The organism is Candidatus Delongbacteria bacterium, from assembly GCA_020634015.1.
Taxonomy (GTDB): domain Bacteria; phylum CAIWAD01; class CAIWAD01; order CAIWAD01; family CAIWAD01; genus JACKCN01.
The window spans coordinates 257,121-283,561 of sequence record JACKCN010000006.1 but is presented as its reverse complement, the minus strand read 5'-3'; the positions used below and the strand labels follow the sequence as shown (position 1 = coordinate 283,561).

The 26,441-nt window shown below is 65.0% G+C and carries 24 protein-coding genes; all 24 read left to right on the top strand.

Going from position 1 to position 26,441, the window contains the following annotated elements:
- The first annotated feature begins 67 nt into the window (after nucleotides 1–67).
- The 24 genes from H6678_12750 (at nucleotide 68) to H6678_12635 (ending at nucleotide 26,437) form a co-directional block, all read left to right on the top strand.
- Nucleotides 68–715 carry a carboxypeptidase regulatory-like domain-containing protein gene (locus H6678_12750; GenBank protein MCB9474667.1) on the top strand — a complete coding sequence of 216 codons (648 nt, stop codon included), beginning with the start codon at nucleotides 68–70 and terminating at the stop codon, nucleotides 713–715.
- Entirely contained in the window at nucleotides 712–2,046 is a 1,335-nt protein-coding gene (tilS, locus tag H6678_12745; GenBank protein ID MCB9474666.1) for a tRNA lysidine(34) synthetase TilS, read from the top strand. Before H6678_12750 ends, tilS begins: the two co-directional genes overlap by 4 nt.
- Nucleotides 2,043–2,582 carry a hypoxanthine phosphoribosyltransferase gene (hpt, locus tag H6678_12740; GenBank protein ID MCB9474665.1) on the top strand — a complete coding sequence of 180 codons (540 nt, stop codon included), beginning with the start codon at nucleotides 2,043–2,045 and terminating at the stop codon, nucleotides 2,580–2,582. Before tilS ends, hpt begins: the two co-directional genes overlap by 4 nt.
- 257 nt (nucleotides 2,583–2,839) lie before the next feature.
- The gene (locus H6678_12735) at nucleotides 2,840–4,741 is read left to right on the top strand and encodes an ATP-dependent zinc metalloprotease FtsH (protein ID MCB9474664.1); all 1,902 of its coding nucleotides are present in this window, start codon (nucleotides 2,840–2,842) and stop codon (nucleotides 4,739–4,741) included.
- Nucleotides 4,738–5,364, top strand: coding sequence for a PEGA domain-containing protein (locus H6678_12730; protein MCB9474663.1), 627 nt, complete (start codon nucleotides 4,738–4,740; stop codon nucleotides 5,362–5,364). Before H6678_12735 ends, H6678_12730 begins: the two co-directional genes overlap by 4 nt.
- 43 nt (nucleotides 5,365–5,407) lie before the next feature.
- Complete coding sequence (locus tag H6678_12725) at nucleotides 5,408–6,850, top strand: PEGA domain-containing protein (protein MCB9474662.1); 1,443 nt, start codon at nucleotides 5,408–5,410, stop codon at nucleotides 6,848–6,850.
- Nucleotides 6,851–7,712: 862 nt separating this feature from the next.
- Nucleotides 7,713–9,215 carry a dihydropteroate synthase gene (folP, locus tag H6678_12720; protein MCB9474661.1) on the top strand — a complete coding sequence of 501 codons (1,503 nt, stop codon included), beginning with the start codon at nucleotides 7,713–7,715 and terminating at the stop codon, nucleotides 9,213–9,215.
- Nucleotides 9,197–9,652, top strand: coding sequence for a ribosomal protein S18-alanine N-acetyltransferase (rimI, locus tag H6678_12715; GenBank protein ID MCB9474660.1), 456 nt, complete (start codon nucleotides 9,197–9,199; stop codon nucleotides 9,650–9,652). Before folP ends, rimI begins: the two co-directional genes overlap by 19 nt.
- 52 nt (nucleotides 9,653–9,704) lie before the next feature.
- Nucleotides 9,705–10,571, top strand: coding sequence for an acetyl-CoA carboxylase carboxyltransferase subunit beta (locus tag H6678_12710; GenBank protein MCB9474659.1), 867 nt, complete (start codon nucleotides 9,705–9,707; stop codon nucleotides 10,569–10,571).
- The gene (surE, locus tag H6678_12705) at nucleotides 10,568–11,326 is read left to right on the top strand and encodes a 5'/3'-nucleotidase SurE (protein MCB9474658.1); all 759 of its coding nucleotides are present in this window, start codon (nucleotides 10,568–10,570) and stop codon (nucleotides 11,324–11,326) included. The genes H6678_12710 and surE overlap by 4 nt, the downstream gene beginning before the upstream one ends.
- Nucleotides 11,323–12,864, top strand: a complete 1,542-nt coding sequence (gene guaA / locus H6678_12700; GenBank protein MCB9474657.1) for a glutamine-hydrolyzing GMP synthase — start codon at nucleotides 11,323–11,325, stop codon at nucleotides 12,862–12,864. The genes surE and guaA overlap by 4 nt, the downstream gene beginning before the upstream one ends.
- A gap of 101 nt (nucleotides 12,865–12,965) precedes the next feature.
- Nucleotides 12,966–14,786 (top strand): glutamine--fructose-6-phosphate transaminase (isomerizing), encoded by a 1,821-nt coding sequence (glmS, locus tag H6678_12695; protein MCB9474656.1) that lies wholly within the window; start codon nucleotides 12,966–12,968, stop codon nucleotides 14,784–14,786.
- 9 nt (nucleotides 14,787–14,795) lie between these two features.
- Nucleotides 14,796–16,355 (top strand): ABC transporter substrate-binding protein, encoded by a 1,560-nt coding sequence (locus tag H6678_12690; protein ID MCB9474655.1) that lies wholly within the window; start codon nucleotides 14,796–14,798, stop codon nucleotides 16,353–16,355.
- Nucleotides 16,356–17,153, top strand: a complete 798-nt coding sequence (locus H6678_12685; GenBank protein MCB9474654.1) for an undecaprenyl-diphosphate phosphatase — start codon at nucleotides 16,356–16,358, stop codon at nucleotides 17,151–17,153.
- Nucleotides 17,150–17,908 carry a gamma-glutamyl-gamma-aminobutyrate hydrolase family protein gene (locus H6678_12680; GenBank protein ID MCB9474653.1) on the top strand — a complete coding sequence of 253 codons (759 nt, stop codon included), beginning with the start codon at nucleotides 17,150–17,152 and terminating at the stop codon, nucleotides 17,906–17,908. Before H6678_12685 ends, H6678_12680 begins: the two co-directional genes overlap by 4 nt.
- Nucleotides 17,905–18,903 (top strand): DNA polymerase III subunit delta, encoded by a 999-nt coding sequence (gene holA, locus H6678_12675; GenBank protein MCB9474652.1) that lies wholly within the window; start codon nucleotides 17,905–17,907, stop codon nucleotides 18,901–18,903. The genes H6678_12680 and holA overlap by 4 nt, the downstream gene beginning before the upstream one ends.
- Nucleotides 18,900–19,469: a sigma-70 family RNA polymerase sigma factor gene (locus H6678_12670; GenBank protein ID MCB9474651.1), complete on the top strand. Its 570-nt coding sequence runs from the start codon at nucleotides 18,900–18,902 to the stop codon at nucleotides 19,467–19,469. Before holA ends, H6678_12670 begins: the two co-directional genes overlap by 4 nt.
- A gap of 3 nt (nucleotides 19,470–19,472) precedes the next feature.
- Nucleotides 19,473–20,045, top strand: a complete 573-nt coding sequence (locus H6678_12665) for a hypothetical protein (GenBank protein ID MCB9474650.1) — start codon at nucleotides 19,473–19,475, stop codon at nucleotides 20,043–20,045.
- Between the two features lie 262 nt (nucleotides 20,046–20,307).
- Nucleotides 20,308–21,618, top strand: a complete 1,311-nt coding sequence (locus H6678_12660) for a UDP-glucose/GDP-mannose dehydrogenase family protein (GenBank protein MCB9474649.1) — start codon at nucleotides 20,308–20,310, stop codon at nucleotides 21,616–21,618.
- Nucleotides 21,619–21,645: 27 nt separating this feature from the next.
- Complete coding sequence (locus tag H6678_12655; protein MCB9474648.1) at nucleotides 21,646–22,584, top strand: SDR family oxidoreductase; 939 nt, start codon at nucleotides 21,646–21,648, stop codon at nucleotides 22,582–22,584.
- Entirely contained in the window at nucleotides 22,571–24,208 is a 1,638-nt protein-coding gene (locus H6678_12650; protein MCB9474647.1) for an Ig-like domain-containing protein, read from the top strand. The genes H6678_12655 and H6678_12650 overlap by 14 nt, the downstream gene beginning before the upstream one ends.
- Nucleotides 24,187–25,263: an NTP transferase domain-containing protein gene (locus H6678_12645; protein ID MCB9474646.1), complete on the top strand. Its 1,077-nt coding sequence runs from the start codon at nucleotides 24,187–24,189 to the stop codon at nucleotides 25,261–25,263. Before H6678_12650 ends, H6678_12645 begins: the two co-directional genes overlap by 22 nt.
- A gap of 134 nt (nucleotides 25,264–25,397) precedes the next feature.
- Entirely contained in the window at nucleotides 25,398–25,757 is a 360-nt protein-coding gene (locus H6678_12640) for a hypothetical protein (GenBank protein ID MCB9474645.1), read from the top strand.
- Nucleotides 25,754–26,437, top strand: a complete 684-nt coding sequence (locus H6678_12635; protein MCB9474644.1) for a Crp/Fnr family transcriptional regulator — start codon at nucleotides 25,754–25,756, stop codon at nucleotides 26,435–26,437. Before H6678_12640 ends, H6678_12635 begins: the two co-directional genes overlap by 4 nt.
- Nucleotides 26,438–26,441: the final 4 nt, after the last annotated feature.

Here is a 26,441-nt window from a genome sequence, read left to right as displayed (position 1 = left end):
CCCGCTTCCGGCCCGCCACTCCAATGCGGCCGTTCCAACAACCGATTTCAGGAGAATTGCGGAAGGCGTGGCCACGGCCTGCTCCCGCACCACAGCCATGGACCCCAAGAAACACCCCCGCAAGAGTTCCCCCGCCCCCGTATCCGCAGGTACCGACATCAATCGCCGGCTCAGCGCGCTGGTCATGCTTCTGGAAGAGAAGGGCATTCTGCGCAGCGGGGAGTTCGAGGATGCCGTGATGAGCCTCAAGGTCCAGTTCGCCGACCAGAAACCGGCCAACCCTCGTCGCTCGGGCATTGAAGAACGCAACGGCAGCGAATACCGCGGCCCCGAGCGGCGCACCGAGCCGGGCAGCCACCGCAATCAGGGTTCCGAGCGACGTTCCACGGGCATTGCACCCTTCGGTCATGTGGCCGGCCATACCCTGAATGCCGAAGACGGGCTGGCCATCAGTGGGGTTCAGTTGATCCTGCGGCGCGGTCAGGGCGACTCTCGCCCGATCCAGTTCCGCTCCACCAAGTCCGACAAGCAGGGACGTTTCGTGTTTCTCAACCTGCCCATCGCCCGCGCCGACGGTGGCGAGATGTACAGCTACGACCTGGAAGTGCGCTACCGCAACCAGAGTCTGGTCACCAATCTGGCCATTCGTCTCAACGAAGGCGCCACCGTGACCCACGAGATTCCCCTCCAGCTCGCTCCCGTTCGCCAGGGATGACCCCCCACGGCCGGTTCCGTCTGGCCCTGGACCGACTCCTGCCCGAGTCCTGCAAGGGGCTTGGAGTCCTGCTCTCGGGTGGTCCCGATTCCACTCTTCTGGCCCTCCTGGCCGCCCACGACGCCGCCCGACGCGGGCTCGACTTCCTTTGCCTGCATGTGAACCATGGCCTGCGTGGCGCTGAATCCGATGCCGAGGAAACCTGGGTCCGGTCGCTCTGCACTGCCCGGGGCTGGCCTTTGCGCTGCCAGCGGCTGCACCCCGCAACCCGCCGGGGCAACCTGCAGGACTGGGCCCGGCGTGCCCGGCGTGTTTTCGCCGAAGAAAGTCTGCCCGGAGAGTGGGCTCTGCTGACCGGTCACCATGCCCAGGACCAGCGCGAAAGCGTGCTGATGGCACTCTGTCAGGGCAAGCTGCCCTGGGGCCTGGCCGGCATGCCCGCCCGTCAGGGGCGCTGGCTCAAGCCCCTGCTGGCATGGGAACGATTCCAGGTTCTGGAGGACCTGGAATCGCTGGATCAGGACTGGTGCACGGACAGCAGCAATCTGCGCTCTCATGGCCTGCGCAACAGGGTGCGCCTGGAGTTGATGCCCACTCTTCGCCGGTCGGCCGGAAGCGAGCTCGACTCCCTGCTGGATGCCATCGCCCGGGACATGGGCACCCTGCTGGCAACCATCGATCGCGAGGCTCAGAAACTGCTGGAAACTCAGGATCTCCGGCCGGAGCGCTGGGGGCACTCCCTTGTTCGGCAAGGCTGGGATCGGTATCATGGGGCCGTTGTCCGCAAGGCTCTGGAAGCCCTCGGACGGCACTCCGGAGCCTGGGGTCGCGGCCCTTCCAATGCACGCCTCGACAGCATCCGGACCTTGCTTCTGACGGGTCACGCGGGCAACTGGTTGCCGCTGGGCAAAGGACATGAAATCAGCCTGAGCCGCGATCGCGTGCACCTGCATCCCCGGTTCGATCCCTTGCCCTCCCGTTCGCTGGAACCGGGCGCACGCATCGACGGGCCGGACTGGAGCATGGGCCGCACAGCTCCGGGAAACTGCCCGGAAGGCGCGGCAATCCATCACCTGCCTCCGGATCTGCAGGGCAGAACCTTGCAGGTGCGCGCCGCACGGGCCGGAGACAGACTTCGCCTCTCGGCCGATGCACGCAAGTCGGTTGGCTCGTTGCTGGCCGAAGCCGGATGGAGCCGGCCCGAACGGGCTCTGCGACCCCTGCTGGCCAACGAGCAGGACATCCTGTGGATTCCCGGTCTGCGCCGCGCCTGGCAGCCCGGACCCGACTCCCCCCAGCAGGCGCGGGAACTGGTATGGGTGCTGCAATGAACGAACTGCACGTGGACGGCATGACCTTTGGAGTCCTGCTTGATGAAGAGACCATCGCTCGCCGGGTACGCGAGCTGGGCGAACAGATCAGCCGGGACTACGAGGGCCAGAATCCCATCCTGATGATCGTGCTCAACGGCGGTTTCATCTTCGGTTCCGACCTGATCCGGCGCATCAGCATCCCCTGCGAAGTCGACTTCATCAAGATCTCGAGCTATGGCGACGAACTGCAGAGCTCGGGCGAAATCAAGATGAAGAAGGATTACGACGCACTGGTGGCCGGCCGACACCTGATCGTGGTGGAGGACATCGTCGACAGTGGCCTGTCCCTGAGCTTCCTCAAGAACAAATTCAGCCTGCAGCAGCCGGCATCCCTGGCCTTCGCGACCCTGCTGCACAAACCCGACAATTCCCGGCTTGAGTTCCCCCTTGAATACGTTGGCTTCGAAATCGGCAGCGAGTTCGTGCTGGGATACGGGCTGGATTATCGCCAGAACTGGCGCAATCTGCCCGAAGTCTACGTGCGGCGCAGCTGATCGACACACGCTGGCCCCCCGGGGGCCATTCGGCCAGCACTCCGCGTCATTCCGGAACCTGGAACCGGCGGACCGACTTGCATGGCATCAGGCCATGGGGCCCGACAACCACAGCTCGAGACAGAAAGACCTGAGCGTCCATGAGCACCATACCCGGTCGCAACAAGACCACCCCTCCCCGCAAGACAGCCGAGGGAGGCAGCAACTGGCGGCGCACAGGGGGGACCATCACCTTCTGGCTGCTGATCATCCTGATCATGTTCTTCCTGACCCGCGCCTTCGATACGCGCGATGTTGAAGAACGGCTGACCTACACCGAATACCGGCAGCTGGTCACGGGCGAAGAGCGCCTGATCTCGAAGCTGGAAGTGGTGTCAGACAATCTCACTCCCGTGCTTCACGGCGAACTGCTGAGCCCCGGAATCCACGAAACCGCGGTGGGCAGCACCACCTACACCCGGTTCACCGTGAACATGCCGCCCGAGATCAAGGATGAGATGGCGGCCTGGGACGCCCAGGGCATTCCATACTCCTTCGAGAAACAGGACAGCAACTGGATCGCCTACGCGGCCACCACGATCCTGCCCTGGATCGTGCTCTTCGCCGTCTGGATCTACATCATGCGGCGCATGCAGGGCGGCGGCCAGAAGGGAGTCTTCTCCTTCGGCAAGAGCCGCGCCAAGATGCTGGCCGAGAACTCGATCAAGATCACCTTCGCCGATGTGGCCGGTGCCGACGAGGCCAAGGAGGAGCTGGAAGAGGTCATCGAATTCCTGCGGGACCCCAAGAAATTCAGTCGGCTGGGCGGCAAGATTCCCAAAGGTGCGCTGATGCTGGGCCCTCCGGGCACGGGCAAGACCCTGCTGGCCCGGGCCGTGGCCGGTGAGGCCGGAGTGCCTTTCTTCAGCATGAGCGGTGCCGACTTCGTGGAAATGTTCGTGGGCGTGGGCGCCAGTCGCGTGCGTGACCTCTTCGAGCAGGGCAAGAAGAGCGCGCCCTGCATCATCTTCATCGACGAGATCGATGCGGTGGGGCGCCAGCGCGGTGCCGGGCTCGGTGGCGGACACGACGAGCGCGAGCAGACGCTGAACCAGTTGCTGGTCGAGATGGACGGCTTCGAATCCAATGAGGGCGTGATCCTGATCGCCGCCACCAACCGACCCGATGTGCTCGATCCGGCCCTGCTGCGTCCCGGTCGTTTCGATCGTCAGATCGTGGTCGACCGCCCGGACGTGCGCGGACGCGAAGGCATTCTCAAGGTCCATTCGCGCAACGTGCCGCTGAACGACGATGTGGACCTCAAGACCATCGCGCGTGGCACTCCCGGCCTGGCCGGAGCCGAACTGGCCAACCTGGTGAACGAAGCGGCCCTGCTGGCCGCGCGTCACGGCAAGCAGAACGTGGACAGCGCCTGTTTCGAGGAAGCCCGCGACAAGGTGGTGATGGGCACGGCCCGCAAGAGCCTGCTGCTGAGCGATCTGGACAAGCGGATCACGGCCTACCATGAGGCCGGTCATGCGCTGCTGGGCAAGATTCTCGAGTTTGCCGACCCCGTGCACAAGGTGACCATCATCCCCCGTGGACGCGCCTTGGGCCTGACCTGGAGCCTGCCCGAGGACGATCTGCACGAAACACGCAGCAAACTGCTGGCCCGGCTGCGCGTGCTCTTTGCCGGGCGCATCGCCGAAGAACTGATCTTCAATGAAGTCACCACGGGAGCCGCCAGCGACATCCAGCGCGCCACCGAGATTGCCCAGGCCATGGTCTGTGACGTGGGCATGAGCCCCACGATGGGTCTGCGCAACTACGGCAAGAAGCAGGAAGAAATCTTTCTGGGTCGCGAGATCAGCCAGCACCGCGATTTTTCCGAATCCACGGCCGAACGCATCGACGCCGAGATCGACAAGATTCTGCTGGCCGCGCGCCAGGACACCCAGAAGCTGCTCGAGCAGAATCTGGAGTCCCTGCACCGCATCGCCGAGGCACTGCTGGTGCGCGAACTGATCGATGGAGACGAACTGGATGTGCTGATCCGGGGCGACGAACTGCCGCCCCTGAAAAAGGCCCCGACCCATGGCGATGGCAACGGCAACTCGGAAACGCCGTCTTCGACCTCCGGGTCCGTCCCCGCAATCAGCCAGGAATCGCCCGAGGCATGAGCACCCCGGAAGAGGAGCGCATCCGGAGGGAAATCCGCCGGGAGCTTGAAGAGGACGAACGCAGGCGCGCGCTGCTTGAAAACGAGAAACAGCAGCAGCAGCAGCGTCTGGATGAACAGCGCCTGCGCCAGCAGATTCTTGCGGAGGAGAAGAAGCGTCTTTACGAGAACAGCCGTGATCACATTGAATACGTGAATGAGAACGGTGACCGGGAGTGGTTGACACGCAAGCAGATCCTCAGCCGCGAAGGGTACTTCGATTACGAGGAGCACGTGGAGGACATTCCCGGGGGACGCCTGCGCGTGATCTGGAGCTGGAGCCTGGGTGTGGTTCTGCTGGGGCTGCTGGTCTGGCTGGGCTGGTCCTACGTCCAGCCGGATTACTACCTGCTGGACGTGGTCTGCAATGTCCAGGGTGCGGAGATCTGGGTCGATGGACAGAACTCCGGCAGCACCACGGACGCCCGGCTCGAGCTGCCCGCCGGCGAACACTTTCTGGAAGTTCGCCAGGAAGGCTACGTCAGTCGCAGTGGATTGCTGCACCTGGAACTGACCCGCGGACCACGCCAGATTCTCAGCTTCGAACTGGAGCCCTTGCCCAACGTCGGGGCGGATACCCCTTGAAAGTGCTCCAGGAGCCAGTTCCCGTGATCAGGGCCCTGTCAGCATGACCGAATTCCGTTCTCCCATCTACATCGCAGGGGAAGGTTTTCTGCAGGAAGACCCACCCGAACGGCCCTGGCCCCGGCGTCTGCTGGTCTTGCTGGTGCTGGCCATTCTGGCCGCAATCGGCTGGTTCTGGTTGCGGCCCGTGCCCATGGATGCGTGGGTCCAGGTCGAAAGCGATCCACCGGGTGCCGACATCCTGCTGGATCTGGAAAGCACAGGCCTGAAGACTCCGGCACGCCTGCCGCTGGGACCGGGCAGGTTGCACGGGGTCCAGGTCCAGAGCGATGGATTCCTCAGCCGACCTCTGGTCTGGGCCGTGATCAGCGATACCCTGAATGAGCACAACCGCCGGTTGACCTTCCTGCTCAGTCCTCGCCCCCCGGCGCCGGAACTCCCGGATCCCGACCCGCAACCCGCGGTCCGGCAGGCCGAACCCGAACGTGTGGTCCCTCCGCAGGACCGGGTGTACCTGCCCTTCGCCACCCCGCTGCGCGACATCGTGCCGGTCTACCAGCCGGAGCGCGAGATTCAGGCGACCTCCCTGCGGCTCCGGCATTGGGACGAGCGCTATCGCTGCCGTCTGAACGGCCAATCGGCAAGTCCCGATGCACTGGGGCATCTCAGTCTGCCACGGGCCAGCCAAGTGCATCTTCAGGTGGACCTGGCCCAGACCAGCCTGCTGGACACGCTTTTGCGACTGGCACCCGAATCGGGCGAACTCCTGCTGGATCTTCCCGAACGCAACCAATTCGTTCTGGTGCACACCGAGCCCGTGGCCGGGGACATTCTCCTCGGAGACCGGGTGATCGGGAGCGGCGAAGCACTGCTGCCGCGCACACTGTTGCCACAGCAGGTACGCTTCGCGCGCGTATCCGGTTACCTTGAACCGTCCAGCCGCGATCTGGGTCCGGCCGCCGGAAGCGAGGTCCTGGCGCGCTATCTGCCCGAACAGGGATGGAGCTGGCAAGCGGGCCGCCAGCCCGAGGCGGGCATGGGTGCGATCCGGCTCCTGGAGCGCGGTGTCTGGTTCGAGGAGAGTGGGTTCCGGGTCAGCGCGGGCGACGGTCCGGAGACGCGCGGCGAATTGCTGCGGTTCGGCCGGGCCCGCAATGATCGTCGCCCCTGGGGCTGCCAGCAAGCGGTATTCGAGGTGCAGCTACCCTCCGGCGTCCACACGGGCATGCCGGCCCGACTGGAACTCACGGCACTGGACACCGGTGACAACTTCCCCATGTCCATCAAGGACTTCGCCACACTGACCGTGCTCTTCAACGGAGTCCTGCTGGCCAGCGAAGTAACCCTTGAAAGCGAAGGGCGCCCTCGAAGCTGGCCGGTGAGCAACTATCTGCGCGAAGGCAGCAACCGCATCGAGTTGCGGGGCAGCGAGAAGGCCACCTCCTGGGCGGGGCTGCGAAGTCTCAGGCTGGAGCTGAAGCGATGATCCCGATCCAGCGTCTGATCAACCTGCTGGCCGGAGACGTGCCCGGCGGGCTCTGGCCCTTGCTGGGGCTGTGTGCCCTCTGGCTCTGGATCTCCCTCAGGGTGCTGCCGGGCACGGGCGTCTACAGAGAACGCAGGCCCGGGGCCATCGCGCTGGCGGGGCTGGTCGTCTTGCTGACCCTGTTCGTTCTGCTGCGCCAGCGTGTCACCGCGCGGGTTCCGGATACCCGGTTCGCACTCTGGCCACTTGAAAACCTGCCCGCGGGGGTGGGCGAAGGACTGGCCGCAATCCAGGAGGCGGACCTGCTCCGGCAAGGCGGTTCGCTGGTCAGTCTGCGCCATGGGCTCGAGGGTCCGCGCGCCTCGGCCCTGGCCGCTCCGGACTCGATCCTGGCCACCCTCAAGGCCAGCGACCTGATCTGCGGCTCAGCCCGTGACGGAGAGCTGGTACTGGAACACTGGCGCCGCCGGTGGCGTGTGACGGGTCTCGAAGCCCGGGTGACCGTGGACCTGCCTTCCCGTCTGGATTCAACCGCACTGGCCTCCCTGCAGCGGACATACTCCGACTTCTGCGCCGACCGGATGGGCCTGGCGTCCGCAGTGTCACCGCAACGGACACTGCTGCCCGAATCTCTGCCGCTGTTCACCGCGGTCCACGACAGCGCCCTGTACTTTTCCAGTCTGCCCGCCCGCTTCCGCCAGCCCGAGGATGAATTGCGAGCCGCCGACCAACTGCTGGCCTATGCCCGCAAGGAAAATGCCGCGCGGATCGTGGCCAGTCTGAATGCCGGGCTGGACGATTCGACGCAGACCAGCGCGGAGCTCTTCCTGATGGCCGCGACCTGGTTCGCCTGGGAAGGGCAATGGGACCGCGTGATCCAGGCAGTGGACAACAGTCTGGCGCTGGAACCGGGCAATCCGCGCGCCTGGTGGATCGTGTCCCACCTGGACCGCCAGGGACTGGCGCATTTCGGCATGGAGCAGAGCGGCCAGGCCCGGGCCCATGCACTGGAGCTGCAACCCGGCTATCGCCCGGCCCTGTTCGAGGAGGTCCCGCGCCTGGTGGATCTGCGTCGACTGAACGAAGCCCATCAGTTCACGAGCGCCGCACTCGTGCTGTACAGAAACGACCCCGAACTGCTGATTCTGGCCGGAAATGTGGAACGGGTTCGCATGGCATATGGCCAGGCGGAACGTCACTACCGGGCCGCGCTCGACCTGCTGGATGCGGATTATCGCCCCTGGTGGAACCTGGGACAGATGTATTACATGACCGGCAGCGATTCGCTGGCCGTGGACTGCCTCGAACACGCCGTGGCTCTGGGCTGCCCGCCGGAAGCCCTGCATCTGCTGGGCATGAGCTGGAAACAGCTGGGGAACCGGGACCGCGCGATCTGGTTCTTCCGCCAGCGCATGAAGCTGGGCGGCAGTCCCGAAGAGCTCGACCGCAGCCGGCGCCAACTGGCGGAACTGTTCCCCGAGCTGCAGCCGTGAGAAGCGTATCACGACTGGTCCAGCGGCTGACTCAGCCTGAGCCCTTGCTGGTGGGAATTCTCAATCTGACCCCCGATTCCTTCAGCGACGGGGGTGAGCTCTGGGGCGACCATGGTGTCCGCCCCGAGCTGGTGCTGGAAAAGGCCCGCCAACTGCTGGCCGAAGGTGCCGAAGTGCTGGATCTGGGGGGAGAATCGACGCGCCCCGGTTCGCTGGCCGTGAGTACGGAAGAGGAGCGCGCACGGGTCCTGCCCGCGCTCGAGATTCTGCAACGCCATGATCCCGATTGCTGGCTGAGCGTGGATACTCGCCGTGCGAGACTGGCCGCGGAGGCTCTTGATGCGGGAGCCGCGCTGATCAACGATACCAGTGCCGGCCGCGATGACGAGGCGCTCTGGCCCCTGCTCGTTGCCCGCGGGTGTGCCACGGTCCTGATGCACCGCCTGGGCGAGCCACGCACCATGCAGGCGGCCCCCGAGTACACGGATGTGGTCGCCCAGGTCCGGGATTTTCTGGCCGCGCGCAGTGCCCGACTGGAATCCCTGGGACTGGCGGAGGAGAAGATCCTGCTGGATCCCGGCATCGGTTTCGGCAAGACCACCGCACACAACCTGCGCCTGCTGGCCAGCCTGGACCGTCTCTGTCCGGGGCGCCACCTGATGCTGGCCCACTCGCGCAAGCGCTACATCAACGGTCTGCATGCCTCTGGCACCGCGGATCGGCTGGGCGGCACATTGGCGACTCTGCTGTCCGGCTGGCGTCAGGGAGTGAAGATCTTCCGGGTCCATGATGTGGCCGCCTGCGCCCAGGCACTGACGGTCTGGCGTGCCATCGAGCATGAGCGGGAGGTCGCATGTGCTGGCGAGCGCTGAGCCCCGCCGATCTTCCCGTACTGGAAAGTCTGGAAGCCCTCTGTTTCAGCGATCCATGGACTCCGGCAGCCCTGGCCGCCGCACTGGGCGAGCACACGGGGCTGGCCCTGGGCCTGCCCGGGGGGCGATTCGGGCTGCAGGCATTCGCGCTGGGGCGGGTCGTGCTGGACGATGCGGAGCTGCATTCCATCGCCGTGGACCCGGAGGAGCGCGGACAGGGACTGGGGCGCCGTCTGCTGCGCGTCTTCTGCGAACAGGCGCGCGCCCGGGGTGCCCGTCACCTGTTTCTGGAGGTGCGCAGCGAGAACGCTGTCGCGCTGGGGCTCTACCGCAGCGAAGGTTTCGTGCGGCTGCGCGAGCTTCCCGACTACTATGGACCCGGCCAGCATGGCCTGGCTTTCGTGCTGCCCCTCGACCGGCCCGGCGCTTTCAGTTGAAAGGGCCTTGTGGTAAGTTCAGCGCTTCCTTCGCGCCATTCGGAGTCCCCGCATGAGTTGGTTCAAACGCGACCAGCCGAACATCACCGCACCCGCCAGCAAGCAGTCCATGCCCGACGGGTTGTGGCTGAAATGCAAGCAGTGCAACACCATCCTCTACCGCAAGGAAGTGGAGCTGAATCTGCATGTCTGCCACGAATGCGGGCACCATATGCGGATCAACAGCTCGACCTACCGCGACATCCTCTTTGACGAGGACAGCTTCGTCGAGCTGGGGCTGAATCTGAAGAGCAAGGATTTCCTCGCCTTCGTGGATTCCGAACCCTATTCCAAACGCATCGACGCGGCCACCCAGAAGACGGGCATGAACGACGCCGTGCTCTGTGGCACCGGCACCATGAACGAATTGCCCGTGGCCGCGGCCCTGATGGACTTCTTCCACTTCGGCGGAAGCGTGGGCAGCGTGGTGGGCGAAAAGATCGCCATCGCCGCCCGCGTGGCGCTTGAACAGAACCTGCCGCTGCTTGTGCTCTCAGCCTCCGGCGGCATGCGCATGCAGGAGAGCACGGTGGCCCTGATGCAGATGGCCAAGGTCAGCGCCCTGCTCACGAAGCTGGCCGATCGCGGCCTGCCCTTCATCAGCCTGCTGACCGACCCCACCACGGGCGGTACCTCCGCTTCCTTCGCCATGCTGGGCGACGTGATCCTGGCCGAGCCGGGAGCGCTGATCTGCTTCGCCGGGCCCCGCGTGATCAAGCAGACCATTGGAGAAGACCTGCCTCCCGGCTTCCAGCGCAGCGAGTTCCTGCTGGAGCACGGGTTCGTCGATCGCATCGTGCCCCGTGTGGAGCTGAAGGACACCATCGAAAATCTCTTCCGGATCCTGCTGGCCGGAAAGGTCCCGGGCAGGCCCGCATGAGAATCCTGCTCTGCAACGACGACGGCGTGCTGGCCCCGGGCCTGCGGGCCCTGCATCGCGTGCTGGCCGAACGTCACACGGTCATCGTCTGCGCACCAGCGACCGAGTGCTCGGCCAAGAGCAATTGCCTGACCCTGCATCAGCCCCTGAAGCTGGAAAAGCACCTCATCGGCGATGCCGTGTTCCATGGTCTGGGCGGCTATCCAGCGGACGCGGCCAAGTTCGGGCTGCAGGTCCTCTGCAAGGACCATCCGCCCGATCTGGTGGTCTCGGGCATCAACAATGGGCTCAACACCGGGCAGAACGTGTTCTATTCGGGAACCGTCGCTGCCGCGACGGAAGGCACCTTCGCCGGCATTCCGGCGATCGCTTTGTCCATGGATGCCAGCAAGGAGTTCCTCTTCGACGATGCGGCGGAGATCGCTCTGCAGATCGTGGAGAAACGCGCCGAGCTGCCCTTGCCGGCGGAGATTCTGCTGAACGTGAACATTCCGCGCCTGCCGGCCAGCCAGATCAAGGGCTGGAAGGTCTCGCGCATGGGCGTGGCGCGCTTCTCGGAAAGCTTCACCCGACGCCCCTCCCCCGATGGCGGCGTCTGGTACTGGGTGGACGGCAGCAAGGACTATCACGACCCCGAACCGGAACACGACGATTTCCAGGTACACACGGGCTGGGTCACCATCTCCCCATTGAAGATGGATCTGACCGCCCCGGACTGGACAAGCGCTCTGCAAGGCTGGAACCTGACCCCATGAATACCCATCCGCAGATCCTCGTGCTGGATTTCGGCTCCCAGTACACCCAGCTGATCGCCCGCAAGATTCGCGAGCTCAAGGTCAATTCGCTGATCCTGCCGTGGAACACGAGCATCGAGAAGATCCGGGAACTGGCCCCCAGGGGCGTGATCTTCTCGGGCGGACCCAGCTCGGTCTACGACGTCGATGCCCCGCAGCCCGAGTACAGGCTCGAGGATCTGGGAGTACCCATTCTGGGAGTGTGTTACGGCCTCCAGCTCTGCGGACGCATGCTGGGCGCCACGGTACTGCCCGGCGAATCCCGCGAGTACGGGCTGGCCCAGCTCAAGGTGGTGGCCGATCCACTGTTCGAAGGTTTCGCTCCCGAGAGCAGGGTCTGGATGAGCCACGGGGACCAGCTGGCCGGCGTGCCCGAAGGATGCAGCGTGCTGGCCCGCACCGATACCTGCCCGGTGGCCGCGCTGCATCATCCGGGCCTGAGGCTCTGGGGCGTGCAGTTCCATCCGGAAGTGCAGCACACGGTACACGGGCGGGAACTGCTGCGCAACTTCATCTTCGACATCTGCGGCTGCACGGCCGACTGGACGGCCGGGCACGTGATCGAGGAGCAGGTCCGCGAGATCCGGGCCCTGGTGGGTGACACGGCCCATGTGGTCTGTGGACTGTCCGGCGGAGTCGACAGTTCGGTGGCGGCCGCCCTGATCCACCGCGCCATCGGCGACCGGCTGCACTGCGTGTACGTCAACAACGGCCTGATGCGCGCGGGCGAGAGCGAAGAGGTGGTCAGCACCTTCCGCGAGCATCTGGGCTTCAACCTGATGGCGATTGACGCCAGCGAGCGCTTCATGGAGGCGCTCAAGGGCATTTCGGAACCCGAGCAGAAGCGCAAGGCCATCGGGCGCACCTTCATCGATGTCTTCGAGGAGGCCGTGCGCCATCTGCCCCAGGTGGAATTCCTGGCCCAGGGCACGCTCTATCCCGACGTGATCGAGTCGGTGATGACCCGCGGCCCCAGCCAGACCATCAAGACCCATCACAACGTGGGCGGTCTGCCCGAACGGATGAAGTTCCGTCTGCTGGAACCGCTGCGTGAACTGTTCAAGGACGAGGTGCGCCAGGTGGGCGAAGGGTTGGGACTGCCCCATGCCATGCTCTGGCGCCACCCCTTTCCGGGTCCCGGTCTGGGCATCCGGATTCTGGGTGAAATCAGTGCCGAAAGGGTGCGCGTGCTGCAGGAAGCGGACAGGATCTTCATCGAAGAACTGCGCGATTCCGGCTGGTACGACCGCACCTGGCAGGCTTTGGCCGTGCTGCTGCCCGTGCACAGCGTGGGCGTGATGGGCGACCAGCGCACCTACGAGAATGTGCTGGCCCTGCGCGCGGTCAATTCGACGGACGCGATGACGGCCGAGTTCGTGCCCCTGCCATGGGAGCTGCTGGGGCGCATTTCGGGCCGCATCATCAACGAAGTGCGAGGCATCAACCGGGTGGTCTACGACATCTCGTCCAAACCCCCGGCCACCATCGAATGGGAATAGCCCTGCTGGACCCGCTTGTCCGGCACGCCGATAGCAAGGGGAACGGGTGCATCCGGCTGGCATCCGGGCCATCGGCAATCACACACTGGGAGCAATGAGCGATGTGCGGAATCGTTGGATATACCGGTTTCCGGAATGCAGTGCCCTTCCTGATGGAGGGACTCAAGCGTCTGGAGTACCGCGGTTACGACTCGGCCGGACTGGCCCTGCTGGATGACAAAGTCACGGTCGTGAAGGCCAAGGGGAAAATCGAGAACCTGCGTCAGAAGCTGACTCCGCAGCTGACCCAGCATGCGGGCATCGGCCATACCCGCTGGGCCACGCATGGCAAGCCCTCCGAGATCAACGCCCACCCCCACACCAGTCAGGACGGCAAGGTGGCGCTGATTCACAACGGCATCATCGAGAACTATTCGACCCTGCGCCAGGAGCTGCTCCAGCTGGGCTACAAGATGCAGAGCGAAACCGATACCGAAGTCCTGGCCCACCTGATCCAGAAGTGTTACACGGGCGACCTTGAAATGGCCGTGCGCGAAGTGCTGGGGCTGGTCACGGGGGCCTACGGCATTGCCGTGGTGCACCAGGACGAGCCGGGCCGGATTGTGGTGGCCAAGATGGGCTCGCCGCTGATCATCGGGCTGGGTGAAAAGGAAAACTACCTGGCCTCGGATCGCAGTGCGCTGATCGGCTACACCCAGAACGTGGTGATCCTGGAAGACGGCGAAATGGCCGTGATCGAGCCCGACGAGGTCCGCTTTTCGACCATCGGCGCCGGGCAGTTCCAGCCCATGGTCACCGAGCTGATGGATGAAGTCGAGCGCATTGACAAGGGCGACTTTCCCCACTTCATGCTCAAGGAAATCTTCGAGCAGCCCCGCACCATCTCCGACAGTTTCGCCGGCCGGCTGCTGCCCGAGGAAGGCACCACCAAGCTGGGCGGCCTGGATGGCGTGATCGACCGCCTGCTCGAATGCAACCGTCTGGTGCTGACCGCCTGCGGAACCTCCTGGCACGCCGCCCTGGTGGGCGAGTACATGCTCGAGGAGTACCTGCGCATCCCTGTGGAAGTCGAGTACGCCAGCGAGTTCCGCTACCGCAACCCGGTGGTCGACGAGAACACGGCCGTGATCGCGATCAGCCAGTCCGGCGAAACCGCCGACACCCTGGCCGCCATGAAGGAAGCCAAGCGCAAGGGCGCGCTCGTGCTGGGCATCTGCAACCGACCCGGCAGCGCCATCGCGCGGGAATCCCACGGCGGAATCTACATCCATGCCGGCCCCGAGATCGGCGTGGCCAGCACCAAGGCCTTCACCAGCCAGCTGGTGGTGCTGACCCTGCTCACCATCAACCTGGCGCGCATCCGCAACATGGGCTTTGCCGTGGGCAAGAGCCTGGTCGACGAGCTGAAGGCCCTGCCCGCCAAGGTCGAACAGATCCTCAAGGACGCGCCCCACATCGAGAAGATCGCCACCCGGCTGGCCCCGCATCACAATGCGCTCTATCTGGGGCGCGGGCTGGCCTTCCCGGTGGCCCTCGAAGGCGCGCTCAAGCTGAAGGAAATCAGCTACATCCACGCGGAAGGATATCCGGCCGCCGAGATGAAACACGGGCCGATCGCGCTGATCGACGAGAACATGCCGGTGATCGTGGTGGCCCCTTCCGACGACAACTACGAGAAGGTGATCTCCAATCTCCAGGAAGTGCGTGCGCGCCAGGGCAAGACCATCGTGATCGCCACCCAGGCCGATCGCAAGCTCAAGGATCTGGCCGATGACGTGATCCTGATTCCCGAGTGCCACCCGATCGTGATGCCCATTCTGGCCTCGATTCCCTTGCAGTTGTTGTCCTACTACGTGGCCGTCCAGCGCGGCTGCGATGTGGACCAGCCGCGCAACCTTGCCAAAAGTGTGACGGTGGAGTAAAGTCAGTCCATGCGTGTGTTCCGTTCGACGTTCCCGATCCTGCTGGCCCTCGGTCTCAATGCCCAGGCGGCGACACAATCCTCGCCCCGCCAGGTGCTTGAGCAGGCGCTCGCCGGTGCCGATCCGGCCAGCCTGGCTCCGCTGATCCAGCAGGGGCTGGCCGAGAACCAGAGCAAGGACCCGTCCCGCATGGCCGACTGGAAGCTGCTGGATCTCTGGCGCCTGGAGGAGAGTGGTCAGGTGGCCGCCTTTGACGCGGCCCTGTCGACCTTCAAGGGCAGTGCCCCGGGTGCCGAGCGTGTGTCCTACGCCGATTGGCTGCAGGTACGCAGCCTGGCCCGGCGCGGCAGCAGCCTGCAGGCGGCCCGCTCGGGCTGTACTCTCTGGCTGGGCCTGGCCAGCGACTCGCCACTCCTGCCCAGAGTCCAGTCATTCACGACTCGCGTGTGTCACGATGGTCTCAACGCCCCCCAGCGCCGCGAGCTGGCGCTCTGGCTGGGCGAAGAGCGCCTCGCGCGTCTTCCGGGCCTCGAGCTTCTGCCCAGTCTGCATCACCGGATCGCGGCGGTTCTGCCATTGCGCGGTCACGATGGGCGCATGGGCCGCGAACTGCTCGCGGGTCTGGAGGCGGCCTTCGCCGCACACGCCGATGGCGACTGGGAACTGGTGCTGCGCGACTGTGAGTCCGACCCTCTGCTGGCGCACCAGCAACTGAGCGCCCTCAGCGGCGAAGAGCTGGATGCGGTGATCGTTCCCGGCGAACCGGGCTATGCGGCCGCCGCAGCCTTCGGAGCGCCCTTTCCGGTGATCTTTCCCTGGTACTCGGGCAATGGGCTCAGCCAGGCCGATTCCAGTTTCTACCAGTTCAACACGCCGGCCGCACACAAGCTGGACGAGTTGCTTGATCTGGCCGAACACACCCTCGATCTGCACAACCTGATCAGCCTGATACCGGCGAACCGTGCGGGCAACCAGCTCCAGGATCGTCTCGAGGAGGCCGCCCTGTCCCGCGGCATGGAACTGGGACCGCCCCAGTGGTACCTGCCCGGCACCAAGGATGCCCGGCGCCAGATGGAGAACCTGTGCATCTACGCCGACGCCTTCGATTTCAATGATGGACTGCTGGTGCTTCCCCTGCCCGAAGACGCCGATGTCCTGATTCCCCAGTTGGCAGCCGCCAATCCCGATGGCTGGATGCTCGGCGATGCCACATTCCTGGAAGGCGAGAATCCCCAGCGCCTCTCGGTGTTTCGTGATCATCTGCTGGTGGTCAGCGACTGGCTGCCCGCGGCGGGTCTCGACGGAAGTGGCCCCTTCATGAATCAGGTCCGGGTCAAGGAAGGCCGTGAAGCCAGTCGCAACGAAACCGTGGGGTTCGAATGCGCACGCCTGTTGCTGCTGGCCGGGCAGGCCGCGGCCGAGGAGGGGCGCTCCTTCCGCGAGGCTCTGGAACACCTGGATCTTCCCTCCGCCTACGGGGGTGACTTCCGTCTGGAGCAGAGGGTCAACCAGGGCCTGCGCACACTGATCTGGGATGGGTCACGATTCACCCCCTGGGGAGGACGCTGAATGCTGGAAACGATCATTCTCGGGCTGGTTCAGGGACTCACCGAGTTTCTGCCCATTTCCAGCTCGGGACACCTGGTGCTGGGGCAGGAACTGCTGGGCATCGAAGGTGGCACGGATATCCGGCTGGAAATCATTCTGCACCTGGGAACCCTGCTCGCCATTGTCTTCGCCTACCGTCAGGATGTGCTGCGACTGGCTCTGGCACTGGTGCCCGGGCGCGGGGATCCCGAGTACCGGCGCTTGCTGGGCCTGCTGGTGGCCGCCAGCATTCCCACCGCTCTCATCGGTTTGAGTCTCAAGGACTTTTTTGAATCGGTCTTCGCCCATCCCGCCACCGTCTCGGCCCTGCTGATGGTCACCGGCCTGATTCTGCTGATCGGTGACCGGGCCCGCCGTGGCGAGGTGCACGCCGAGGACATCGGCTGGAAACGAGCGGTCACGCTGGGGCTGGCCCAGTCGATGGCGATCCTGCCCGGCATCAGCCGCTCCGGATCCACCATCGTGACCGGGCTGCTGCTCAGAATCCAGCCGGAAGAAGCGGCACGATTCTCATTTCTGATGTCGGTGCCCGCGGTTGCCGGGGCAGCCCTGCTGCAACTCAAGGATTCCCTCGAGCCGAATGCGCTGCCGCCCGCCTATTCCACGATCGAATTGCTGGCCGGTTTCGCCAGTGCGGCAATTGTGGGGTATTTCGCCCTGCAGTGGCTGCTGGTGGCGGTGCGCAAGCGCAGCCTCAGCTGGTTCGCCGTCTACTGTCTGCTGGTGGGTGCCACCAGCCTCGTGCTGAGGGCCCTGTGAACGCTCCCCTGATCGGCATCAGCATGCTGCTGGACAGCAACCACGAGCGCGGCTTCTACAACTCGTCCGTGCTGGAGCTGCAATCCGCGGCCTATGCCGCCTGGGTGGCTGGCGGTGGAGGTATCCCCGTTGCCCTGCCCTTCGCCGGAGACGCCCGCATCGGGCAGTTGATCGACCGGCTCGACGGCCTGTTGCTGAGCGGCGGTCCCGATCTGGACCCCGGATTCGATCCGGACAACCCGGGTCCAGTGGTGCTGGAGGTGGGCGATGAGCAGCGCCGGACCCACTACGAACACGCGCTGTTGCAGGCGGCACTTCAGCGGCGCGTCCCCGTGCTGGGGGTCTGCCGCGGCATGCAGCAGATTGCCGTCAGCGCAGGCGGCGAGCTCTGGCAGGACCTGCCCACCGAGCCGGGCATCGAGGGCCACAGCCGCCCGGATGCACATTCCGCGCTGGTTCACGAGGTGCTGCTCGACGGTCCGCAACCGGCGTGTTTCAGTGATCTGCCACTGCGCTTCGGAGTCAACAGCACCCACCACCAGGCCGTGAAACGTCTCGGGCGCGGCCAACGGGTGATCGCTCGTGCGGCCGATGCCTCGGGAATCATCGAGGCTCTGGTGGGCGAAGACCCAGACCAATGGATGCTGGGTGTCCAGTGGCACCCCGAGCGCCTGCCGGGCGAACCCGCCTCCCGCGCACTCATGGCCCAGTTCCTCACCGAAGCCACTCGTCGTGCCGTGGAAACGGGCCGGTGACCGACCCAGCCCGACTGCTGGCGGAACCGCTGGCCCCGCTCCAGCTCCTGGTGGGCGAGGAGGATCTGCTGCTGGAGCAGGCCCTTGCCGTGTTCCATGATGGGGTCGTGGACCCCGCGCTGGCCGACTTCAACCGCGATGTGTTCCAGGCCGACGAGGTATCGGGCGAACACCTGTTCCGGCTCGCCGCCTCCTTTCCCATGATGAGTCCCCGGCGGCTGGTGATCGTGCGCGGCATGGAGCGGGCAAGCGCCGCCCTGCTGGACGACCTGCGCACCTACATCAAGAATCCCTCGCCCAGCACGATCCTGGTGCTGACCGCCGGCAGCGTCGACGGGCGCAAGTCCGTCTGGAAGGAGCTGCGCAAGGTGGCCCGGGTGGTCGAGTTCCCGCTGCTGGATGGGTCGATCCTGCCCGGCTGGATGCAGGAGGCCTGCCAGGCCCAGGGCCTGGAACTGCCACAGGCCCAGGCGGCCGCACTGGCCGAACATCTGGTGGGGGCCAGCCTGCGCACCGTCAGTCAGGAGCTGGAGAAGCTGGCCCTGCTCTCGGCCGCGGAGAATCGCACGGTCATCGATGCGGACCTGCTGGCCACCGTGCTGGGAACTCCCCGGGAAGTCAGCCTGTTCTCGCTGACCGATGCGGTGCTCGAACGCAATGCGGCGCGCTGCTGTGCAATCCTCAAGGAACTGCTTACCTTGGCGCAGAATGAATACACCCTGCTGCCGGCCCTGAGCAAGAGTTTTGGCCGGTTGTGGGTCACGGCCTCCCTGCGGGACTCGGGCCACGATGCGGCCGCCGTGGCCCGCGTGCTGGAACAGCGCAATTCATGGGTGGCCAACCGGAATCTCCAGCAGTTGCGTCACTGGAGCGCCTCCTCGCTGGCAGCGGCCTGCCGTCTGCTGCGTGATGCGGACGGGGACCTCAAGGGTGGCAGCGCACTTCCCAATTCAATCCGTTTGAACCAGCTGATTGTGGAACTATGCAGGCTATGAAGGAACTCAGCGACGAAGAGGTCATGCTGCGGCTGCAGGCCGGAGACATGGAGTGTTACGACGTCCTGGTGGCCCGGTTCAAGGACCGGCTCTATGCGTTCATCATGCGCATGGTGCGCAACGGACAGACCGCCGAGGACCTGCTGCAGGAAACCTTCATGCGGCTCTACGTGCATCGCATGAGTTATCGCACCATCGCGCGTTTTTCCACCTGGATCTACACCATCGCGGCCAATCTGGTTCGCTCGCACATGCGCAAGCAGAACCGGATGCCCCTGACCGATCTGGAAAATGACCGGGATGAGGACAAGCCCCGCGAACTGCCCGACCGCAAGCGTCCCGTGGACGAGGAGGTGGCGGGCAAGATGACCGTTGAAGCTGTGCGCGAAGCCATGGCCAACCTGCCCGACGAATTTCGCGAAGTGATCATCCTGCGCGAAATCGAGGAACTTTCATATGAGGAGATTGTTCAAGTGCTCGGTGTGCCGTTGGGCACGGTCAAAAGCCGTGTCAATCGGGCCCGCGGACGATTGAAGGAAATGCTCAGGGATTATGTCGGGGACTAGCAAATGAACGATCACCAATTCTTTTCCGAACACCTGTGGGACTGGCTTGCCGAAGGCTCCGGCTTCGAACACCACACCCGCATGGAAAGCCTGCTGCAGGACCCTCTCTGTGCGGCCGAACATCGCGAGGCTGTGGCCATCCGCAGCAGCCTGCGCAGCGGAGGCGATTCGGCTCCCGCAGGTTTCGAAGCCCGCCTCAAGGCACGCCTGCAGACGGTGATCGCTGCGGAGGAGAGCTCCGGGGCCGCGCCCGCAGGTCAGGTCGTCACGCCGCCCAGTTCATTCTGGCGCCGTGGTGCCCTGCTGGTGGTCAGTGGTGCCGCCGCGGTCATGCTCTTCGCCATGGTGGGCAGCTGGAATTCCGCCCAGGTGGGCACACCGGCCCCCAGCGGCATTGCCGAAGCGCCCGCCAACCCGGCCCAACCCGAGACCGGTGTGCTGGCCTCCCGCGATTTCGAAAGCGCGCGCGATTCGGTGAGCACCGACACCACGCGCCGGGCCCAGGACCTGAACGACCTGCAGCCCGTTTCCACGACGCGCGAGCTGCCGGATGCCGCAGCCCAGCAGACCCCCTGACGCGCATCGATTCCGCCATTCCCATGGACGGTCCCCGGGCCGTCCATTTTTTTTGCCTGCGCCACGTGTCGGTGGTGGAACCACCCCATCCCGGGGCCGGCGACAGGCAGTGGGCAAGGCGCGTCAATTGGCACATCTGCGGGCTTTCGCTAAGTTCAGCGCGGGTTTTCCGGAAGCCATCGCATCCGGTTCATGAATGTCTCACACCCATGCTCGGCGCACGCGCGGACGCACATGGGAGTGCCCTTCCAGGAGTTCTGCAATGAAGCTGACCGTCGTCGGAACGGGATATGTCGGCCTGGTGGCTGGCGTGTGTTTTGCCGAAGTGGGCAATGACGTGATCTGTGTGGACGTGGACGCGAAGAAGATCCAGGGCCTCAACGAAGGCCGCCTTCCGATCTACGAACCCGGCCTGAAGGAGATGCTCGAGCGAGTCGTGGCCAATGGCCGGATGAGCTTCAGCACCGATACGGCCAGTGCCGTGGCCAAATCGGAAGTGGTCTTCATCGCTGTGGGCACCCCGCCCGACGAGGATGGCAGTGCCGACCTCAAGCACGTGCTGGACGCAGCCGGCGAGATCGCTCGCGCCATGACCCACTACACGCTGGTCGTGGACAAGTCCACCGTCCCGGTGGGCACGGCCGAGAAGGTGGCCGCCGTGATCCGCGAGAACACCAGCCAGCCCTTCGACGTGGTGAGCAACCCCGAGTTCCTCAAGGAAGGGGCTGCCCTGGGCGACTTCCTCAAGCCCGACCGTGTGGTCATCGGCGCCGACAGTGAGCGTGCCCGCACCGTGATGAACACGCTCTATGCCCCATTCGTGCGCACGGGACACCCGGTGCTCACCATGAGCGTCAAGAGCGCCGAACTCACCAAGTACGCTGCCAATTCCCTGCTGGCCACCAAGATCTCCTTCATGAATGAGATCGCCCGGATCTGTGACCGGGTGGGCGCCAATGTGGACGAAGTCCGGCGCGGCATCGGCAGCGACTCCCGCATCGGCGGCCAGTTCCTCTTTCCGGGCGTGGGATACGGCGGAAGCTGTTTCCCCAAGGACGTCAAGGCCATCATCCACACGGCCGACAGTTACGACTACGACTTCCAGATCCTCAAGGCGGTCGAGTCCGTCAACGCACTGCAGAAGACTCTGCTGGTGGATGTGATCCGCAAGCACTTCAACGACCGCCTCGACGGTCTCTGCTTCGCCCTCTGGGGGCTGGCATTCAAACCCCGGACCGACGACATGCGCGAAGCCCCGGCGCTCGAGATCATCAATGGACTCATGGCACACGGTGCCCGCTTCCGCTGTTTCGATCCCGAAGCCATGGACAACGCGCGCCAGATCCTGGGCGACCGGGTGGAATTCTGCAGCTCCAATTACGAAGCCCTCGCCGGTGCCGACGCCCTGATCGTGGCCACCGAGTGGGCTGATTTCCGCACTCCCGATTTTGCCCGGATCCGCGAAAGCCTGAGCCAGCCCGTGGTCTTCGATGGGCGCAACATCTGGCGCCCCGACAGCATGCAGGAGCTGGGGTTCACCTATTACAGCATTGGACGCCCCCAGGTCAAGTGACCGGTGCGGCAGGGAAGGAAAACGGGCATGCGCATTCTCGTGACCGGCGGAGCCGGATTCATCGGCAGTCATCTCTGTACCCGGCTGATCGCCGACGGGCACGATGTGATCTGTCTGGACAACTTCTTCACCGGCAGCAAGATCAACATCGATCCCCTGCTGGATCACCATCGATTCGAGCTGATCCGGCATGACCTGACCCAGCCGATCCTGCTGGAAGTCGACCGGATCTACAATCTGGCCTGCCCCGCGTCGCCCGTGCACTACCAGCTGAACCCCGTGAAGACGGTCAAGACCAGCGTGATGGGCGCGATCAACATGCTGGGCCTGGCCAAACGCGTGGGTGCACGCATCCTGCACACGTCCACCAGCGAGGTCTACGGCGACCCCCAGGTGCATCCCCAGCCCGAGAATTACTGGGGCCATGTCAACCCCATCGGCCTGCGAAGCTGCTACGACGAAGGCAAGCGCGTGGCCGAAACCCTGTTCTTCGACTACCATCGCCAGAACCGTGTGGACATCCGGATCGTCCGCATCTTCAATACCTATGGCCCGCACATGGCGGTCAACGATGGCCGCGTGGTCAGCAACTTCATCGTACAGGCCCTGCGCGGCCAACCGATCACGATCTACGGCGACGGCCAGCAGACCCGGAGTTTCCAGTATGTCAGCGATCTGGTCGAAGGCCTGATCCGGATGATGGACCAGGACGAGGCCATCGGTCCGGTGAACCTGGGCAACCCGGTGGAATTCACCATCGCCCAGCTGGCCGAACAGGTCCTGGCCAAGACCGGTTCCGCCTCGGAGCTGGTACGACGCCCGCTGCCCGCCGATGACCCGCGCGTGCGCCAGCCGGACATCACCCTTGCCCGCAAGCTGCTGGACTGGGCCCCCGTGGTGCCGCTGGAGCAGGGGCTGGATCACACCATCGCCTATTTCCGGGAGCGGCTGGGTGCAAGCAGCTGATGCCGGACGCCGGGCCACGATCTGGGGCCTGATGATTCTGCTGGCAATGGCCTGTGCCCGCATCGAGGCGCCTCCCGGCGGTCCGCCCGATCGGGAAGCACCCACGATCAGGGAATCCCGGCCCGCGTCGGGCAGCGTGAATCTGGACACCCGGCCCGAATTCCGTTTCGAGTTTGACGAGTGGGTCAACAGGGCCAGCCTGAGTGGCGAACTGTATCTCAGTCCGCGTCACGAGGGCGGACTGGAACTGAACTGGGTTGGCCGCACGCTCAAGGCCCGTCCGGTACTGCCCCTGGATTCCGGGCGCACCTATCTGCTGGAGATGGGCACTGGAGTCCGCGATCTGGCGGGCAACCGCCTGGCCAGCCCCCACCGCATCGCCTTTTCCACGGGCGCCAGTCTGGATTCCTTCGCCTTCGCCGGCTGGATCGGTGGCTACCGGCCCAACGCGAAAGTGATGATCTGGGCCTGGCCACTGGACAGCTTTCCCGTACGACCTCTTGCCCCGGCCCCCTGGCAGACCCGGCCCGACAGTTCGGGCGGCTTCCGCCTGCTCAACCTGCCGGAGACGGCCTTCAGGCTCTTCGCGATCAATGATCTCAATGGCGACGGCCGCTGGAGTCCGGCCACGGAACCTGCGGCACTGGCCTCGGCCGATCCCGCTCCCGGAGGCTACGGCAACGTGCGGCCGAGCCTGTATCTCAGCGAGCTCGAGCTGGACAGCCTGGCGCTGACCGCCGTGCAGCCCGAAGACCGACACCACCTGCTGCTCGAGGGCCGTCTCGACCTGCCCGGACGCCCGGGACGGGCCGCCCAGTTGTCCCTGCTGGAGCTCGCGGATACGCTGGGCCGGCAGATTCCCCTGCTGACCCTGCGCGAGGAGGAGGATGGCCGCTACCTGCTGGTCTGCGGCGAGATGGACAGCCTGACCTACTGGCTGCGCTTCAAGGATGGCAGCGACAGCGTGAGCTTCCGCGGTCTGGCCTACACCCAGAATCCCTTTCAGGGCTTCGAGCGCCCGGTGCGGCTGGACAGCAAGCGTCGCCTGCACTGGTTGCCACCCCGGGGGTTGAAGACCCAGGCCCGCACAGCGGCCTGGGTCGGACAGGGCAGCGACTCCGAAGCCGTGGTTCCTCAGTTCCTGGACGCGCTGGAACTGGTCTGGGGCCTGCCCCGCGCGCGCGCGGGTGATACACTGTTTCTCTCCCCGGGGATCTTCGAAGGCATGGCCGGTGACACATGGCCCGCCAGTCTGGCTCGCTTCGCACTCGAGCTGCCCCCGGACGTGGAGCATGGAGCACTGCAGCTTCTGTTCGTGCCGGCTCCCCCCGCGAACACCCCCTGGCGCATTCAGCTTCGCATGGGAGAGACCCTGCTGTCCGACCGCGAGCTTGTCTCACCACTGGAACTTGCCGAACTGCCCGCAGGCTGGTTGAGCGCCGAGCTCTATTTCGACCGCAATGGCGACGGCGAATGGACGGCCGGCCAACTGGAACCCTTCCGCCACGCCGAAGCACGGCTGCCTCTGACGGACAGCCTGCAGGTCTATCCCGGCTGGACGCGCGAAGGTCTTGAACTGCAATTGCCCGAGGAACTGTCCCAATGGAACACTGCCACGCCGTGATCATGGCGGGAGGCATCGGCTCCCGTTTCTGGCCGCTCTCGCGCGCCCATCTGCCCAAGCAATTCCTGCCCCTGCTGGGCACACGCAGCATGCTGGAAGTGACCGTGGACCGACTGATGCCCCTGTTGCCCGCCGAACGGGTCTGGCTCGTCACGGGTGCCCTGCACGCCAAGCGCGCCCGGCACCTGCTGCCCGAGCTGCCCAGACACAACACCCTGGCCGAGCCGATGGGGCGCAACACGGCGGCCTGTCTGGGGCTGGCGGCTCACGAACTGCTGGCCCGCGATTCCCGGGCCGTGATGCTGGTGTTGCCCGCCGACCACTTCATCGGGGACCAGGGACGATTTCTGGCCACCCTGAAGCGTGCCGTGGCGGCCGCCCGCGACGGGCATCTGGTCACCATCGGCATTCGCCCCAGCGGACCGGAAACCGGCTATGGCTACATCGCCGTCGGCGACGACCTGGGGGGTGGAGTGCACCAGGTCAAGCGCTTCACCGAGAAACCGGACCGTGAGACCGCCCTGCGCTTTCTGGCCGGAGGAGACCACCTCTGGAACAGCGGGATGTTCGCCTTCGGGGCCAGAACCCTGCTCGATGCCCTGGAACGCTGGTTGCCCGAGACGGCCGCCGCGCTGGCCAGCCTGCCCTGTCCGCTGCGGGGCAAGGCGGGGCGCGAAGCCCTCCAGCAGGTCTACGAAGGCTTGCGCAGTGTGTCCGTGGATGTGGCCGTGATGGAACCGGCCTCCGCCGAAACAGGGCGCGTGCTCGTGATACCCGGCGAGTTCGCCTGGAGCGATGTGGGCACCTGGCGCGAGATTCTCATCATGAGTGAACGCGACAGCAATGGCAATGCCGTGCGCGGCAACGGCCTGCTGATCGACAGCCACAATTGCCTGGTGCATGGTGGGGAACGGGTCGTGGCCCTGGTGGGCATGGAAGACACCATCGTGGTGGACACCCCCGACGCCCTGCTGGTCTGCCGCAGCGAAAGCCATCAGGATGTGCGCCATGTCATCGACCGCCTCAAGGACAGCGGACAGCATGAACTGCTTTGACCGATGCGGAGCGGCTTTTCTGCCCGGGGGCACCTCCTGACGGGAAACCCAGCACCGGACACCCTATATTCCGGCCCTGACAGCCAATTGACCCATCGCGGCGCGCTCGGCGCCCCGCTTGTTTGTACAGGATCATGCGAACCAGGAAAGTACCGCAGAAAAGCCCGCAGAAATCTTCGGCCAACAGCGCCGACGAACGGGCGCGCCTCGAGTACCAGCAATTGTCCGAGCTGGCCGACTCACTGGGCCTGCATATCCGCATCGAGAACGGCAGTTTCCGCTCGGGGCACTGTGTGTCCCAGGGGGAGGAGCTGTTCATCATCAACCGCCGACTGGGATGGGCCCAGCGTTCCACTGTGCTGGCCCGCCATCTGGCCAGTCTGGACACCGGGCAGTTCGAGATTCCCGGGGAGATCCGGGCACTCATCGAGACCCTCGGCGCGAGCGTCGTGGACGAATCGGGCGAGCCGCGAACACAGGGAGGCCAAGAATGATCAATCCATTGTTCCTGCGCAGCGTGCTGCTGTTCGAGGATCTGGCCGACAATGACCTGCTCAGCGTGTCCAACGCCATCTCCGAGAAGAAGTATCTCAAGAACAACCTGATCATCTTCGAGGAGGATGAAGGACACACGCTGTTCATCATCCGCCGTGGTCGGGTCAAGATTTCGCGCATCAACCCCGTGGGCGAAGAAGTGATCCTGGCCATTCTGGGGCCCACCGACTTCTTCGGCGAGGTGGCCGTGATCGATCTGGGGCCGCGCAGCGCCACCGTGACCTCCCTGGACGAGGTGGAACTGCTCTGCATCCGTCGCAAGGAGTTCCTTGAGATGATGCACACCCACCCCAGCATCGCGATCAGTCTGCTCAAGCTGATGGCCTCACGCCTGCGCAAGACCGACATGCAGATCGTCTCGCTGAGCACACTGGATGCCCGTGGTCGCGTGATCAATACCATTCGCAGCCTGGCCCGCGACCTGGGGCGCAGCGAGGGCGATTCCCGCGTGATCCACGAACTGCCGCTCCAGCGGGACCTGGCCAACATGGCGGGCACCAGCCGTGAAACCATGTCACGCATTCTGGCCCGGCTCGAGGAAGAAGGCTGGCTGCGCAAGGCCAGCGGCGACCTGGTGATCAGCGACTACAAGGCTTTCGAGAAAGAATTCGGTTCCTGACCGC

Coding starts and splice junctions, on each gene's coding strand:
- tilS (MCB9474666.1), top strand. CDS start 712: ATGACCCCCCACGGCCGGTTCCGTCTGGCCCTGGACCGACTCCTGCCC.
- hpt (MCB9474665.1), top strand. CDS start 2,043: ATGAACGAACTGCACGTGGACGGCATGACCTTTGGAGTCCTGCTTGAT.
- H6678_12735 (MCB9474664.1), top strand. CDS start 2,840: ATGTTCTTCCTGACCCGCGCCTTCGATACGCGCGATGTTGAAGAACGG.
- H6678_12730 (MCB9474663.1), top strand. CDS start 4,738: ATGAGCACCCCGGAAGAGGAGCGCATCCGGAGGGAAATCCGCCGGGAG.
- H6678_12725 (MCB9474662.1), top strand. CDS start 5,408: ATGACCGAATTCCGTTCTCCCATCTACATCGCAGGGGAAGGTTTTCTG.
- folP (MCB9474661.1), top strand. CDS start 7,713: ATGGGACCGCGTGATCCAGGCAGTGGACAACAGTCTGGCGCTGGAACC.
- rimI (MCB9474660.1), top strand. CDS start 9,197: ATGTGCTGGCGAGCGCTGAGCCCCGCCGATCTTCCCGTACTGGAAAGT.
- H6678_12710 (MCB9474659.1), top strand. CDS start 9,705: ATGAGTTGGTTCAAACGCGACCAGCCGAACATCACCGCACCCGCCAGC.
- surE (MCB9474658.1), top strand. CDS start 10,568: ATGAGAATCCTGCTCTGCAACGACGACGGCGTGCTGGCCCCGGGCCTG.
- guaA (MCB9474657.1), top strand. CDS start 11,323: ATGAATACCCATCCGCAGATCCTCGTGCTGGATTTCGGCTCCCAGTAC.
- glmS (MCB9474656.1), top strand. CDS start 12,966: ATGTGCGGAATCGTTGGATATACCGGTTTCCGGAATGCAGTGCCCTTC.
- H6678_12690 (MCB9474655.1), top strand. CDS start 14,796: ATGCGTGTGTTCCGTTCGACGTTCCCGATCCTGCTGGCCCTCGGTCTC.
- H6678_12685 (MCB9474654.1), top strand. CDS start 16,356: ATGCTGGAAACGATCATTCTCGGGCTGGTTCAGGGACTCACCGAGTTT.
- H6678_12670 (MCB9474651.1), top strand. CDS start 18,900: ATGAAGGAACTCAGCGACGAAGAGGTCATGCTGCGGCTGCAGGCCGGA.
- H6678_12665 (MCB9474650.1), top strand. CDS start 19,473: ATGAACGATCACCAATTCTTTTCCGAACACCTGTGGGACTGGCTTGCC.
- H6678_12660 (MCB9474649.1), top strand. CDS start 20,308: ATGAAGCTGACCGTCGTCGGAACGGGATATGTCGGCCTGGTGGCTGGC.
- H6678_12655 (MCB9474648.1), top strand. CDS start 21,646: ATGCGCATTCTCGTGACCGGCGGAGCCGGATTCATCGGCAGTCATCTC.
- H6678_12645 (MCB9474646.1), top strand. CDS start 24,187: ATGGAACACTGCCACGCCGTGATCATGGCGGGAGGCATCGGCTCCCGT.
- H6678_12640 (MCB9474645.1), top strand. CDS start 25,398: ATGCGAACCAGGAAAGTACCGCAGAAAAGCCCGCAGAAATCTTCGGCC.
- H6678_12635 (MCB9474644.1), top strand. CDS start 25,754: ATGATCAATCCATTGTTCCTGCGCAGCGTGCTGCTGTTCGAGGATCTG.